At 72.5% G+C, this 14,607-nt stretch carries 12 protein-coding genes; 5 read left to right on the top strand and 7 right to left on the bottom strand.

The window, feature by feature from the left end:
- Positions 1 to 23: 23 nt before the first annotated feature.
- Together ACX9MN_RS31125 and ugpB are read left to right on the top strand one after the other, a co-directional pair.
- Positions 24 to 2,369, top strand: coding sequence for an ATP-binding protein (locus tag ACX9MN_RS31125; RefSeq protein WP_489726292.1), 2,346 nt, complete (start codon positions 24 to 26; stop codon positions 2,367 to 2,369).
- Positions 2,366 to 3,751 (top strand): sn-glycerol-3-phosphate ABC transporter substrate-binding protein UgpB, encoded by a 1,386-nt coding sequence (ugpB, locus tag ACX9MN_RS31120; RefSeq protein WP_091928030.1) that lies wholly within the window; start codon positions 2,366 to 2,368, stop codon positions 3,749 to 3,751. Before ACX9MN_RS31125 ends, ugpB begins: the two co-directional genes overlap by 4 nt.
- A 130-nt stretch (positions 3,752 to 3,881) precedes the next feature.
- Here the strand turns inward: ugpB and ACX9MN_RS31115 are convergent, their stop codons facing one another.
- From ACX9MN_RS31115 to ACX9MN_RS31095, 5 genes are all read right to left on the bottom strand, one after another.
- Entirely contained in the window at positions 3,882 to 5,519 is a 1,638-nt protein-coding gene (locus tag ACX9MN_RS31115; RefSeq protein WP_489726291.1) for an ABC transporter substrate-binding protein, read from the bottom strand.
- Positions 5,516 to 7,843: an ATP-binding protein gene (locus tag ACX9MN_RS31110; RefSeq protein WP_489726290.1), complete on the bottom strand. Its 2,328-nt coding sequence runs from the start codon at positions 7,841 to 7,843 to the stop codon at positions 5,516 to 5,518. Before ACX9MN_RS31110 ends, ACX9MN_RS31115 begins: the two co-directional genes overlap by 4 nt.
- Before the next feature lie 244 nt (positions 7,844 to 8,087).
- Positions 8,088 to 8,303 carry a hypothetical protein gene (locus tag ACX9MN_RS31105; protein WP_020093135.1) on the bottom strand — a complete coding sequence of 72 codons (216 nt, stop codon included), beginning with the start codon at positions 8,301 to 8,303 and terminating at the stop codon, positions 8,088 to 8,090.
- A 15-nt stretch (positions 8,304 to 8,318) separates the two neighbouring features.
- Positions 8,319 to 8,588, bottom strand: a complete 270-nt coding sequence (locus ACX9MN_RS31100) for a hypothetical protein (RefSeq protein WP_020093134.1) — start codon at positions 8,586 to 8,588, stop codon at positions 8,319 to 8,321.
- 141 nt (positions 8,589 to 8,729) lie between these two features.
- Positions 8,730 to 9,491, bottom strand: coding sequence for a response regulator (locus tag ACX9MN_RS31095; RefSeq protein ID WP_056533312.1), 762 nt, complete (start codon positions 9,489 to 9,491; stop codon positions 8,730 to 8,732).
- Positions 9,492 to 9,625: 134 nt separating this feature from the next.
- Between ACX9MN_RS31095 and ACX9MN_RS31090 the strand changes: the two genes are divergently transcribed.
- Together ACX9MN_RS31090 and ACX9MN_RS31085 are read left to right on the top strand one after the other, a co-directional pair.
- On the top strand, positions 9,626 to 11,380 hold the full coding sequence (locus tag ACX9MN_RS31090) for an ATP-binding response regulator (RefSeq protein ID WP_091680607.1): 1,755 nt from the start codon (positions 9,626 to 9,628) through the stop codon (positions 11,378 to 11,380).
- 19 nt (positions 11,381 to 11,399) lie between these two features.
- Positions 11,400 to 11,633, top strand: a complete 234-nt coding sequence (locus tag ACX9MN_RS31085; protein ID WP_489726289.1) for a hypothetical protein — start codon at positions 11,400 to 11,402, stop codon at positions 11,631 to 11,633.
- 64 nt (positions 11,634 to 11,697) lie between these two features.
- On the opposite strand, the gene ACX9MN_RS31080 is transcribed toward ACX9MN_RS31085, so the two are convergent.
- On the bottom strand, positions 11,698 to 12,207 hold the full coding sequence (locus ACX9MN_RS31080) for a c-type cytochrome (RefSeq protein WP_331298772.1): 510 nt from the start codon (positions 12,205 to 12,207) through the stop codon (positions 11,698 to 11,700).
- Positions 12,208 to 12,365: 158 nt separating this feature from the next.
- The gene (locus ACX9MN_RS31075) at positions 12,366 to 13,757 is read right to left on the bottom strand and encodes an aminotransferase-like domain-containing protein (protein WP_489726288.1); all 1,392 of its coding nucleotides are present in this window, start codon (positions 13,755 to 13,757) and stop codon (positions 12,366 to 12,368) included.
- A 205-nt stretch (positions 13,758 to 13,962) separates the two neighbouring features.
- Here ACX9MN_RS31075 and ACX9MN_RS31070 point away from each other — a divergent pair, with 205 nt between their 5' ends.
- Positions 13,963 to 14,367: a DUF983 domain-containing protein gene (locus ACX9MN_RS31070; protein ID WP_085986796.1), complete on the top strand. Its 405-nt coding sequence runs from the start codon at positions 13,963 to 13,965 to the stop codon at positions 14,365 to 14,367.
- Positions 14,368 to 14,607: the final 240 nt, after the last annotated feature.

Genomic DNA, 14,607 nt, shown 5'->3' with positions numbered 1-14,607 from the left:
CGCGGGACACGGTGCGCGGCGCGATGATCCGCGGGTTGGGGAGGTCCGGGATCGCGCGCCGCGTCCTCGTGGTCGGCGCGATCCCGATTCTCGTCGCGGCCGCCATCGCGCTGGGCGCCTGGATCCTGCTCTACGAGGCCGAGCGGGCCCGGACCGGCGCCGTGGTGGCGACGGAGACCGCACAGACGCTGACGTCGATGAACCGGGCGCGGGCGGATGCCGTCAGCGGCGGCACCGCGCGGCGGGACGAGGCCGAGCGACGCTTCGACGAGCGGGCCGCCACGGCGGCCGGGCAGCTCGAACGTCTGGAGGGTCTCGCGCGCACCCGCGGCCAGTCGGCTCTCGTGGCGACCGTCACGGGCGATCTGAACTCGCAGGTGACGCGTATGCGCTCGCTCCTGCTCTCCGAGCGGACGGCGAACGCGACGATCGCCGATATGGCCCGGCGGGCGGACGCCCTGGTGGCCCTGACCGACGTCGCGCGCCGGCGCCAGCAGCAAGACAACGCTCAGCTGATCGCCGTCCTGGCCGTCAAGGATGCCGAGCTGGAGCGGAACCAGGGTGTCGTCACGGCCCTCCGGGAGCTCCGGGAGGCGATCAGCACCGCGGAGCTGAACCGGGCGCGCATCGGCCGCCCGGTCTTCCCGATCGAGTTCGATGAGCTCGCCGCCGACCTGCGGCAGCTCGATGCGGTGGGCGACCGGCTGCGCCGCGTCCTGCGGGTCGACGGCGAGGCGGGGGCGGCGGACCGGGCGACGGAGCTCCTGAAGGCGTACCGCGACCGGAGCCGGACCGAGGACGGCCTCAACAGGGTGCTCTCCGAGGGCTTCGAACTGACCCGCGCGACCCAGGCCGGCCGCGTCCTGGTCGAGTGGTGCGACCAGCTCGTCCAAGTGAACGTCACCCGGCAGAACCGGCTGTACGAGGAGGTCGCGCTCCTGATCCGTCACTCGGTCCTCTCGAACGAGGCCGAGCTCTCCGCCCAGGACATCGCCCTCACGGCCCTGCGCCTGGCCCGGCGGACGGATGCGGCCCTGGCGCGCCAGGATACTGCGGAAGCGTCGCGGGTGCTGGAGGCGGGCGCGGAGCTGTCGGGCACGTCCCGGACGCTGCTCATCCCGGTGAGCATCCGGGACGAGATGGCGGAGGCGATCGACGGGTGGCGCACGCAGCTCGCCGCGACGATCGAGAAGATCGGCGAGCAGAACGAGACCATCGCCGACATGGACAGCCGCGCCGCCACGATGAGCGCCAACGCGCAGACCCTGAGCCGGGCCTTCATCGACGATGCCGACCAGTTCGGCAGCGTGATCCGGCAGCTGCTGGTCGTGGGGGCGGTCGGCGCCCTGTGCCTGGGGATCGGCGCCGCCGCCGCGGTGGCGCGCTCGATCACCCGGCCGCTGCACGCGCTCCAGCACAGCATCGTCACCGCCGCCGCCGCGCCCGCCCCCGAGGATATCGGCCGCGACAGTCACCTGCTCACCCGACGCGACGAACTCGGCGACATCGCCAGGGCGACCAACGCGTTCCTGGAGCAGATCCGCCGCCGCGAAGCGGACCGGCGCAACGCCTCCCAGCGCGCCGACGACGCGCTCACGACCCTGCGGCAGGCCCAGGAGGACCTGATCCGCGCCGAGCGGCTCGCCTCGCTCGGGCAGCTCGTGGCGGGCGTCTCGCACGAGATCAGCACCCCGCTCGGCATCGCCCTGACCACGGCGACGCAGGTCCAGTCCGACTCGGCGGCGTTCGCGCGCATGGTCGGGGACAACCAGCTCTCCCGGTCGCGGCTGACCCAGTATGCCGGGCGGATGCGGGAGGGCGCGCAGCTCCTGACCAGCAACCTGATGCGCGCGGCCGATCTCCTCTACAGCTTCAAGCAGGTGGCGGCCGATCAGGCCATCGAGGACCGCCGCCCGCTGAACCTCGCGGACTGGATCGACGAGCTCCTGAAGAGCCTGCGCGCCCTGGCGCGGCCCGGCCGCCACGTGTTCGAGGTCGACTGCCCGCCCGATCTCGTCGTCGACACCCTGCCGGGGATCCTGGCGCAGGTCGTCTCGAACGCCGTCAAGAACGCGATCGAGCACGGCTTCCAGGATCGGGAGGGCGGCCGCATCACCATCACGGGGATCCGGTCCGGGGACGGCATCGGCCTCTCCATCGCCGATGACGGGCGCGGCATCGACGGGGCCGACCTCGGCCGCGTGTTCGACCCGTTCTTCACGACGGCCCGCGCCCGCGGCGGCACGGGCCTGGGCCTGCACATCGTCCACAACCTCGTGGTGAACCGCCTCCAGGGGCGGGTCGAACTGCAGAGCAGCGCGGGTGCCGGCACGGTGCTGCGGCTGTGGCTACCGGAGCGGCTGGCATGAGCGGCGCGACGCAACCCATCCGGCGCGGCGTCGGCCGCTCGAGGCTGCCGAGCGCCGGCCTGCTCATGACGCTGCTCGTCGGGCTACTCGTCGGGCTGCCCGCCGCGCTGCGCCCGCTGCCCGCCGCGGCCCTCACCGAGATCCAGTTCTGGCACGCCCTGGACGGGCCGAACGGCGAGCTGGTGACCCGCCTCGCCGAGACCTTCAACGCCTCCCAGCCGGACTACCGGGTCGTGCCGGTCTACAAGGGCTCCTACGCCGAGACGATCAGCAGCGGCATCACGGCCTACCGCACCGGCGCGGCGCCGCACCTGCTGCAGGTCTTCGAGGTCGGCAACGGCACCATGGCGGCCGCCGTCGGCGCCGTCAGGTCCGTCGCCACCGTGATGCGGGAGGCCGGGCTCTCGGTGACGCCCGAGGACTTCCTGCCGGTCGTCGCCACGAATTATCGGGATGCCGAGGGCGGGATGCTGTCACTCCCCTTCAACGTCTCCTCGACGGTGATGTGGATCAACCGCGACCGGTTCCGTCTGGCGGGACTCGACGCCAAGCAGCCCCCGGCGACCTGGCCCGAGGTCTTCGAGGCCGCGCGGCGGCTCAAGGCGGCGGACGGCAAGCGGTGCGCCCTGTCCTCCGCCTGGCCGACCTGGGTGCATCTCGAGCAGCTGTCCGTCTGGCACGACCGGCCGCTCGCGACCCGCTCCAACGGCCTGGACGGCTACGATGCCGAACTCGTCTTCAACGGCCCGCTCCAGGTCCGCCACCTGCAGAACCTCGTCGACCTGAAGCGCGCGGGCGTGTTCGAGTACAACGACCGCGTCAATCGCGGCGAGAACCGGTTCGTCTCGGGCGACTGCGCGATCTTCCTCACCTCGTCCAGCCTGTACGGCAAGGTCGCCACCGCGGCCCGGTTCGACTGGACGGTCGTGCCCATGCCCTTCTATCCCGACGTCGTGCCGGAGCCGCAGAACGCGATCCTGGGCGGCGGCTCGCTCTACGTGATGCAGGGCAAGACGCCGGACGAGTACCGCGGCGTCGCCCGGTTCCTGGCCTTCCTGATGGACGGGCGGCAGCAGGCCGCGATGTACCGGAACACCGGCTACATCCCCACCACGCGCGCCGCCTACGCCGACGCGGTGGCGGAGGGCTTCTTCGAGCGGCACCCGCAGCTCCACGTCGCCGTGCAGGAACTCACCCGGCGGCCGCCGACGCGCAACACCGCCGGTCTGCGCCTGGGCAACATGCTGCAGATCCGGGACATCTGGGCCGAGGAACTGGAGGCGGCGCTCGACGGCGCGAAGGCGCCGCAGCGGGCCCTCGACGACGCCGTGGCGCGGGGCAATCAGGTGCTGCGGGTCTTCCAGCAGCGGACCAAGAAGTGAGCGTGGCCGGTCGGTCGGCCCACCCCGTCATCGCGAGCGCCGCGAAGTGCCCCAGGGATGCGCGCCGTTAGTGGACGTGGCGCTGCTGGATTGCTTCGCTCCGCTCGCACGGACGGCGCTGTCGTTGCCGTCAGCGCGGGTCGCGGAACCGCACCGTCTCGAACAGGTGGCGGCCGAGGGGATCCATTGTCAGGCCGAGCACGTCGTCGCGGAGCGCCAGATGCACCTTGGTGTGGGCCAGGGGCACCCAGGGCATCGCACGCCGGGCGATGGCCTGAGCCTGCCGGTACAGAGCCTGGCGCGCCTCCCGGTCGCCGGTGCGGCGGGCGGCCTCGACCAGCCGGTCGTAGGCCGGGTCGCACCAGCGGGCGAGGTTGGCGCCGCCGGTCTGGGCGGCCTTGCAGCCGAGCAGGACGTTCAGGAAGTTGTCCGGGTCGCCGTTGTCGCTCGTCCAGCCGTAGAGCATCAGCGTGGGCTCTCCGCCGTACAGGGCGGCGCGGTACGCGTTCCAGGGACGCGTGACCGGGCGCGCGCGGATGCCAACTTGCGCGAGGTCGGCCTGGATCATGTCGGCGACGCGCCGGCCGTTCGGGTTGTAGGGTCGGCTGACTGGCGGATACCACAGGTCAACGTCGAAGCCGTCGGCGAGCCCGGCCTCGGCCAGCAGGCGCAGCGCCTCGCCGCGGTCGAAGGGGGTGTCCGGCAGGTCCGCGTCGTGGGCCCAGATCCCGGGCGGCAGCGGCCCCTGCGCCAGGATCCCGGCATCGCCGTAGACGCCCGCCACGATCGCCCGCCGGTCGATGGCGAGGTTGACCGCGCGCCGCACCCGGACGTCGCCGAAGGGCGCGCGGGTCGTGTTGAGGGCGAGATAGGCGACGTTCAGCTCGGCCAGCGCGAGCAGCGTTAGGCCCGGCTCCGCCCGGATCGCGTCGAGGTCGCCGGTCGCCGGGAACGCCATGGCGTGGCACTCGCCGGCCCGCAGCTTGTTCAGCCGGACCGCCGCGTTCGGCGTGATCGCGAAGACGAGACCGTCGGGGCGCTCGCCCGGCTCGTTCCCGTCCGCGGGGCGGCGCCAGTAATCCGGGAAGGCGCGGTAGCGGAGGACCTGATCCGGCCGGTACCCCTCGAAGACGAACGGGCCCGTCCCGACGGGCGCCCGGGCGAGGTCGTCCGACGCGTTGCCGGCCGCGAGGGCGGCCGCGTACTCGGCGGACAGGATGGCGCCGAAGGCCTGCGCGATGTTGGCGAGGAAGGTGGTGTCGGCCTCGCGCAACCGGAAGCGGACGTGGCGCGGATCCTGGGCGTCGACGGTCTCGATCAGGTCGGCGAGGCCGAGATCGTGGAAGTAGGTGAAGCCCTGCGCGGCGCCGTCGGGCCCGGAGCGCCGCTGCCGGGTGAACGAGAACACCACGTCGTCGGCGTTCAGGGCGCGCGTGGGGGTGAAGCGCGCGTTGGCGTGGAAGCGGACGCCGTCCCGCAGAGCGAAGACGTAGGTCCGGCCGTCTTCCGAGACCGTCCAGGATTCGGCGAGGGCCGGGCGGATCGTCGTGGTGCCGGGCACGAACTCCACGAGCGTATTGTAGACCTGCCACGCGGCGTTCATCGTGGTGGTGGTCGTGGCGCGGGCGGGATCGAAGGTTTCCGGGCTGCCTTCCGAGCAGAACACGAAGGTGCGCGCCGATGCCGGGCCGTGACCCAGGATCAGCGCCGAGATGAAGCCGGCCGCCAGGGCGCGCTGCCCGGCGCGGTATGCCGCGGCCGGCCTCACGGCGTCCGGATCGCGCCGGTCCGCGGCCGCGCGGCCGCTCCGGCACCCTGGGCGGGAAAGTCGACCTGCACGACGGTCCCCTGGCCGGGCTCGCTGCTGACCGCGATGCGGCCGCCGAGCTTGGCGGTCACGAGATTGTGGACGATGTGCATGCCGAGCCCCGTGCTGCCGGCGCTGCGGGCCGTCGTGAAGAACGGGTCGAAGATCCGGTCGAGGTGCTCCGGCGGGATGCCCTGACCGGTGTCGCGGACCTCCATCCGCACGAGGCCGTCCTCCCGTTCCGACACGTGCACGGTGATCCGTCCCGGCTCGCCCGCGCGGAAGCCGTGCACGACCGCGTTCGCGATGAGGTTGGTCACGATCTGCGCGAGCACGCCGGGATTGGTGTCGATGACGAGGTCCGCGGGGCAGGCGCGCTCGACCACGTGGCCGCCCTTGCGCAGCATCGGCCGGAGGCTCGTCAGCAGGTCGTCGAGCCAGGTCGCCAGCACGACGCTGCGGCACTCGTCGCTGACGCGGTCCACCGCGACCTGCTTGAAGCCCTGGACGAGGTCGGCGGCCCGGGTGAGATTCGTGCAGAGCAGGGTGGCGCCCTCCTCGACCCGGTCGACGAAGTGGTTCAGCCGGGACCGCGACAGCGTGCCGGCAGACAGGCCGGTGCGGAAGGTCCGCGCCTCGTCGCTCATGAGCGTCCCGGTGGTGAGCGCGATGCCCAGCGGCGTGTTGATCTCGTGGGCGACCCCGGCCACGAGCTGCCCGAGGGAGGCGAGCTTCTCGGCGCGGACGAGGTTGTCCTGGGTCCGGCGCAGCTCGACCAGGGCGACGTCCGCCTGATCCTTGGCCCGGCGCAGCGCGCCTTCCCGGCGGGTGATCTCGGAGACGAACACCGCGGTGGCGCGGGCGATGTCGCCGAGCTCGTCCCGGCGTGCCGTGCCCCGCACGGCCGCCCCCGCCGGGTTACCGGTCAGCATGACCATGTCGCCCTGGAGGGCGCGCAGCGGCACCAGGATCGAGCGGGCGACGAGGATCACGACCAGCGCGCCGAACAGCAGGAGCCCGGCCGCGCCGGCGAGTAGGATCCGCTGGATGACGATGCCGGACCGGTCGGCGTCCTCCACGAAGGCGTCGTTGAGCGCCTTGGCGCTGTCGATCATCGTCGCGGCGAGCCCGTCCATCGCGACGATCATGGCGTTCTGCTGCCGCAGGCCCCCGATGGTGGTGGTGAGGCGCCCGCGCCACCCGTCGAGGGCCTGGACCATCTCGGCCTGGATCAGCGGCGAGATCGGCAGCGAGGCGGCGCTCCGGGCGAGGCGCTCGCCCTCGTCGCGCATCCGCTCGGCGAGGGCCGCGTCCCGGTGCAGGAGGGCGCCCGCGGTGCGCGGCCCCAGCTTGAGGGTGCCGATCGCGACGTTCTGGGTGGCGCGCTCGATCTCGTTGGCCTCCACGGAATAGGCCAGCAGCTGCGCCACCTCGTCGTGCAGGCTCTCCTGGCCGGACGTCTCGATCTTCAAGGTGCGCTCGATCCAGGCGTCGAGCTTCGCGCGGAGGTCCGGCTTCGACCCCGCCGTCTCGGCGGTGAGCGCGTCGAGGGCCTCCGCGTCGGCGTCCCGGCCGTCGGCCCGCAGCGCCGCCGCGAGGTCGCGGCTGGCGGCGCGGAAGAGGCCCTGCGCGCGCGGGCCGTCGCCCTCCGAGACCGCCGCTCCGGCGGGGCCGGCCGCGGGGGCCTCGCTCCGGGCCGCGGCCTGGGCGGCGAGCACGGCGCTCTCCGCGCTGCGGGCTCTCAGGGCGTTGAGGCGGGCCACGAGGCCCCGGGCGACCCGCAGCGCCTCGACCTTCTCGGCCGTCGAGCGCGCGAGGTCGGCGTTCGAGGCCTGCTGCCGCAGGCGCGCCCGGTCGGTGAGGTCGATCAGGGTGTCGGCCCGCTGCGTCATCTCGCGGATCAGGCCGTCATTCTCCCGGGTCCGGCGGACGAAGGCGTCCATCTCGCCCCGGTAGCCGGCCAGCGCCCGCTCTACCGAGGCGGTCCGCGCGCGCTGCTCGTCGATGCGGGCGAAGCCGGCGAGCCGGCCGAGGCCGGCCTCGGCCCGTGCCGTCAGGCTGGCGAAGCGCTCGGCGTAGGCGGGCCGGTCCTGCGCGTCCGCGGCGGCGTACTGGTCGCGGACCAGGCGGGCGGTGGCGATGTCGTGGTACACGTCGGCGGCCAGGACCGCGCCGCGCCGGGCGCGCTCCTCCTGCGCCAGGAGGAGCCAGCCGGCCATGGCGATCGCGCCGGCGGCGAGGATCGGCACGCCACCGACCAGGGCGATCTTGGGTCCAACCCGCATCCGCGTCCCGACATAGGGGTCCGGCAGCAACTTAAGGCCGTGCCGGAGAGCGGTGCAATCGGGCGGCGTTCCGGCGACCGGATCACCCGGTGTCCGCGCGCAGTCTTCGGTCGCTGCCGCCCGCCCCGTCATCGCGCGCGCAGCGAAGCGACCCAGGGCTGCGCGCGTCCGGCCGATATGGCGCCGCCGGGTCGCTTCGCTGCGCGCGCAGAGACGGCGTCGAAGCCATCCGCCACGAGCGGTCTCAGCGATGTCGGGATCGGGGCGGCCGCGGGTCCGGGCCGGCCAGCACGGCATCCTGCGCGTCACGCGCGCGATCGCGCGGCGCCGGCACGCCGAACCGCTCGGCGCAGGTCGGCAGGCGCCGCGGAGCGCGTTCTCCGCCGTGCAGCATGCGGCGCAGCGCACCGAGCAGGTCGGGATCTTCGTCGGCACCGGGGTCGTCGCTGAAGTGCGGCATGGCGGTTCGCGCCCCTCACCGACGGCCGGGCGCGGCGTCGACCGCGATGAGCCGGACGCGACGGCCCGCCGGGTCGCCGACCGGGCCGGCACCCGCGCAGGCGCCGGGCGGGTACGGCCAGGCCGCCCCGCCACAGGCGGCGCCGTCACGGGCCGCCGCGGAGGCTTTTGCGCCCCCGCTGGCCTGCATCGGCACCGTGCTGGCCGCTTGGGTCCAGCCGACGAGCGCCAGGACGCAGAGCGTGCCGAAAGCCGCGGCCGACGAGGTACCGATCACGTGTCGCATGGCCCGTCCTCCGGGCACCTCCGGCCCTCGGTCCTGCCACGCTGATAGGGACGCTCCGTACCGCGGATATTGCTTCCAGCCAGATCTGGAGCGTGAATTGTTGCGTCACCCCATCACGACGCAACATTGATCCGGGTCGCATCAGTCTCCCTCGGGGCGGAATATGTATCCGAGGCCCCGCACGGTGCGGATGTAGCGCGGATTGCCGGGGTCCGGCTCGACCTTCTTGCGGATGCGGTTGATCCGTACGTCGATGGCGCGGTCGAACGCGTCCGGGTCGCGGGCATCGGCGAGGTCGAGCAGGCGCTCGCGCGAGAGCGCCCGCCGCGGATTGTCGGCGAACGCCTTCAGCAGGTCGAATTCCGAGCGGGTGAGCGCCTGCTCCAAACCGGCATCGTCGCTGAGGCGCAGGGCGTCGAGCTCCAGCCATTTCGTGCCGAACCGGATGCGGCGCCCGCTCACGGGAACCGGGGCCGGCGCGGCGGTCGGCGTCTGCACGCGGCGCAGGACCGAGCGCACGCGGGCGACCAGCTCGCGCAACTCGCAGGGCTTGGGCAAGTAATCGTCGGCCCCGAGCTCCAGCCCGACCACGCGGTCGATCGCGCTCGCCGTGGCGGTGAGCATGATGATCGGGATCGCGGTCCGGGCCTTGAGGTCGCGCACGATGGAGAGCCCGTCCTCCTCGGGCATGTTCAGGTCGAGCACGATCAGGTCCGGGCTGTGGCCGGCGAGGTGCTCCCGCAAGGAGCGCCCGCCGTCGCACAGGACCACCGAGAACCCGTGGAGCTTCAGGTAATCCCCGACCATCTCGCGGGTCGCCGCCTCGTCGTCCACCACGGCGATCGACGGGATCGCCGCACCGCCGCGGGCGGCGCCGGGGGCGGGGCTGTCTGGTATGGTCATCGCAGCGGTGCGCACTTTCCGGGTTCGCTCTGGAACGAATGCAGGAATCGTATCGGCTCACGGTAGCGTGACAAGTTTTCAACACGATTTCTAGCGTAGTCGTCCGATTGCGAGCAGCATTTCAGGTCATAGCCATGGACGATGACACCCTCACGCTGATCCCTGACGACCTCGACGAGGCGCAGCCGACCGCGGGAGCCTGGGTGATCGCCGTGATCGACGACGATCCGGCCGTGCATGACGGCACGCGCTACGCGCTGGCGAGCTACACCCTCGACGGGCGCGGCCTGGAGATTCTCACCGCCCGTTCGGCCGCGGAGGCGCGGGTGCTGCTCGCCGAGCGCCGCGACGTGGCGGTGGTGCTGCTCGACGTGGTGATGGAGACCGACAATGCCGGGCTGGAGCTGGTGGACTACATCCGGCGCGAGCTCCGGCAGGAGACCGTGCGCATCATCCTGAGGACGGGCCAGCCCGGGCAGGCGCCGGAGCGGCGGATCATCGTCGACTACGACATCAACGACTACAAGGCGAAGACCGAGCTGACCGCCGACAAGCTGTTCACCAGCCTCACCGCGGCCCTGCGCGCCCATCAGCAGCTCAAGCGCCTCGACGAGACCCGGCGCGGGCTCGAGATCATCATCGACGCCGCGCCGATGCTCCTCGATCACAAGTCGATGCAGCGCCTGGCGGAGGGCGTCCTCACCCAGGTCGCCTCGCTCCTGAACGTCGCCTGCGCCGGCATCCTGGTCCTGCGCGAGACCGCCGCCCCGCAGGAGCGCTTCTGCGTTCTGGCCGGCTCCGGCTGTTACGGCCACTACGCCGGCCGCGAGCCGTGCTGGCCGCTGGAGGAGCGGGTGCAACCCCTCGTCGAACGCGCCTTCGCCGAGCGCCGGCACAGCTTCGGCGAGCACTGGTCGACCCTGTATCTGCACACGGCGAGCGGCAGCGAGATCGTCGCGCTGATCGAGGCCGACCGCCAGTTGTCCGAGACCGACCGGTCGCTCATCGCCCTGTTTACGAGCCGGCTGTCGATCGCCTTCGACAACGTCATCCTCTACGAGCGGCTGCAGCTGACCAACGCCGACCTCGAGCGGCGGGTCGTCGAGCGGACCGCCGAGCTGATCCGGGCGAATCGCCGGCTGGACCTGCAGCGCTCGGACCTGCGGCGCGCCAACAGTCTCAAGACCGAGATCCTCGGCACGATCGCGCACGATCTGAAGAACCCGCTGGCGGTCATCCTCGGCCGCGCCGAGATGCTGTCCGACCTGATCGACATGCAGGGCGACCGGGAGCAGATGCGGGCGCAGGTGCAGCACGTGCGCACCAGCGCCAAAGGGCTGACGACCATGATCGACAGCCTCATGGCCGACGCGATGAACGACGCCCTCGACATCAGCCTGCGCCGGGAACCGGTCGACCTCGCGGGCCTCGCCCGGGAGGTCTGCGAGGCCGACCGGCCGCTCGCCGACGCGAAGGACCAGACCCTGGTCTGCGAAGGCCCGGACGAGCTGTTCCTCTGCGGCGACGCCGAGCGCCTGCGCGAGGCCCTCGACAACCTCGTCTCGAACGCCATCAAGTACAGCCCGGTGGGCGGGGCGATCACGGTCCGGGTCAGCCGCGAGCCGGGCCCGCGCGGCGCGGAACTGATCTGCGCCGTCGCCGACCACGGGCCCGGCCTCTCGCCGGAGGATTCGGCCCGCGTGTTCGGGCGGTTCCAGCGCCTGTCGGCCAAGCCCACCGGCGGCGAGAATTCGACCGGTCTCGGGCTCTCGATCGTCCGTCGGATCGCCGAGCTTCACGGCGGCCGCGCCACGGCGGAGAGCGCCGGTCCGGGGCTGGGGGCGGTCTTCGCGATCCGCTTCCCGGAAGAATCCGTCGGGCTGATCTGAGGGATCGCCGGGTCAGTCCGTGCCGCAACGCGAGACGTCGCGCAATCCGGCGGCAGAGGAGCTTGACCACGACGCCGCTCCGAGCCGGCCGATCACCGGCCGCGACCGCGAGGGGACGGCCGATGGCGACGCGCAGGATGACGAAACCGCGTCCGGATCCGACCGGCTCGTCGCTTGGTCGATGATCGCGGGTCTCGCACCGGCTCTGATCCAGTACGCGCACGGCGTCGCCCTGCCGGCGCGCTTCGTCTGACCGGCAGGACGATCCCGGCTCCGATCGCGTCGCGAAGGACGCGCGATGCCGCCGGGGGAGCCGCTCAAGGCCGCGACGGGCGCGCCTCTGCGTCACCGTCCCCCGGTGACCGGGTCCGGAGATAGGCGATGAGATCCCCCCGATCGAGGGGATCGGGAAGGCCGCGGAAGGTCATGCGCGTGCCGGGCGCCAGCTTCGCCGGGGCGGCGAGCCAGAGGTCCATCCGCTCCGGTGTCCAGACGCCGCCCAGCGCCCGGAGCGCCCCGGTATAGCCGTAGCGCCGGCTGTTGCTGGCGACCGGCTTGCCGAGCACGCCGTAGAGTTCGGGTCCGTTCCGATCGCCCGCCCCCGGGCTGATCGTGTGGCAGGCGGCGCACTGACCGAACAGCCGCCCGCCGCGCTCCGCGTCGGCCACCCGCATGACGTCATCGAACGTCGGGGTCTCGCCCAGGGCGCGGCGGCGCTCCCGTCCGTCGTCCGAGCAGGCTGACGCGAGCAGTACCAGCGCCAGTGCCGAGACGCGCGAGGGACGACGCGGGATCCGCGGGCGCGTCCGCCTGAGACACTGGAGCATCGCGTTCCCTTCGCGGTCAGAGGGGTCGGACCGGCATGGGTCGGTCGGCCGTTGGGGAGCGCGGCGCGCCGAGCACGATCCGGCCGACGAACGGGGCGGCGCGCGATCGGGCGGCGCAGCTTGGCCGAGCGCGCGAGGCTCGCGCCGCCTCTGCCGGCTCAGACAACGGTGGAGATCGCGCCGGGCGGGTGCGCCAGCAGCGTCGCGAGCAGGCTGAGGCCGTACCGGAGCGTCTCGGCGTCCGGCGCCGCACCCAGGGAGACGCGGATCGCTTCCGGGGCGGCCCCGACCGCGAAGGCGTCGCTCGGGACGACCGACACGCCGAGCTGGCGCGCGTGGGCGCCGAACTCGCCGCGACGCCAGGGATCGGGCAGCCGGAGCCACAGATGGTGCCCGCACGGATGCGCCCAGACGTCCAGGTCCCGGAGCGTCTCGCGCGCGACCGCCTGCCTAAGCTCGTTCTCCTGCCGGATCGCCGCGACGATGCCGTCGAGCTCGCCCTCGGCGATCCAGTGCGAGGCGAGCGCGGCCGTGAGGGGCGAGGCCATCATGTTGATGGCGCGCAGTTCGGCCGCCAGCCGCACCGCCTCGTTCGTCCCCGGGACCGCGACGTAGGCGATGCGCAGGCCGGGACTCGCGCATTTGGACAGCGTCGCGATGTGCCACGTGATGTCGCTCGCCTGAGACGCGATGGGAGCCGGCGCGTCGTGGGGCAAGGCGCCGTACGCGTCGTCCTCGATGATGGCAACGCCGTGCGTGCGGGAGATCTCGGCGATCCGCCGACGCCGGATTACCGGCAGGGTCGCGGTGGTCGGGTTGTCGAGGGTCGGCACGAGGTACAGGGCCCGCGGCCGATCGGATCGGCACCGCTCGAGCAGGGCGTCCGGGTCGAGCCCCTCCGCGTCGCCGGCCACAGGCAGGAGGCGGACGCCGCGGCGCTCCGCGGCCATGCGCAGCCCGGGATAGGTGAGCGCCGGGACGCAGAGGGCGTCGCCCGGCTTCAGGACGGCAGCGAGCACGGCGGCGAGCACGACCTGGGCACCGCCGGCCACGAGGACGCGCTGCATCGGGAGCGCCCCGAGCCGTTGACCGAGCCAGTGGGCCGCCGCCGCCCGGTCGGCGAGGTTCCCGGCACTGTCCTGGTACTGCATCCGGGCCAGGAAGGTGGACGAACCGGCCAACCGCGACAGACCCGCGTCCAGGCGCTCCGCCAGCCGCGCCGCCTCCGGCTGGGGCGGCATGTTCATGCTGAAATCGACGCTGCCGGACGGATCGGGCCTGCGCATCTCCCCGGCCGGCGATCGGGACGCCCGGACGAAGCTGCCCCGTCCCGCGGTCGCGTCGATCAGGCCCGTTCGGCGCGCCTCGTTGAAGGCACGCGTGACCGTGGTGAGATCGACGTTGAGGTGCTTCGCCAGGGCGCGCTGCGGCGGAAGGCGCGCTCCCGGCGAGAGCCGGCCGGCCCGGATGTCATCGGCCAACGCCCGGACGATGGCGAGGTACTTGGGCCCCGTGTCGCCGGCGATTGTCGGGCTCCAGGATTCCATCATTGACCCCTGTAATCCCACCACTGTATGCATACATTGAGCGAGCGGCCAGATCGCTCAGTGTTCGCAACCGGCCGCGATCCGCCAGAAACCTGTCGGATTGCTCAGTCTCAACCGCGATTGTATGGCTTAATATGCCATACAATCGGCAGGCGCAAGGCCGGTCGATCAGGGATCGGCGCCGGCCTGTTGCTCAGGACCGTCGATGATGCAGAGGACCACCGACCAATCGCTCATGTCCGTCGGCCTGCGCTGCCGCTGCCCGCGCTGCGGGACAGGACGCCTGTTCGACGGCTTCATCACCCTGCGGCCGCGCTGCGAGGCGTGCGGGCTGGACTACGGCTTCGCCGATCCGGCGGACGGGCCCGCCTTCTTCATCATGATGACGATGGCGTTCCCCGTCACCGCTTTCGGGATCTGGCTGGAACTCACCTACGATCCGCCGCTCTGGGTCCACGCCGTGGTGACGCTGCCGCTGCTCCTCCTGGCCTGCGTGCCGATCATCCGGCCGCTGAAGGGGCTCTTCATCGCCAGCCAGTACATCAACAAGGCCGAGGAGGGACGCCTCGCGGTCCCGAAGGCGCCGGTCTCCGGTCCGACGTCGCGGGACTGACCGCGTCGCCGGTGCGTGCGCGTCGCCGCGATGATCAGGCGGCGGTCGCGGCACGTTGACCGGAAGTCGACCGCCGGGCTAGCCTCGCGGAATCAGAGTATTCCGGGAGATCTCGTGGGCAGAATGTTTCGCCTGATCGTCCCGGCGCCGGGGCTGCGCGACGATAGTGGGACGCGTTCACGGGCAGATTTGGCGTCGCGGCGGATGCCGGTGATCGGCACGCGCGGCCGCGCTGGAAAG

This window comes from Methylobacterium sp. 1A, assembly GCF_058072805.1.
Note: the sequence above shows the minus strand (reverse complement) of the source record. Positions and strands in the feature narration are given on the sequence as shown.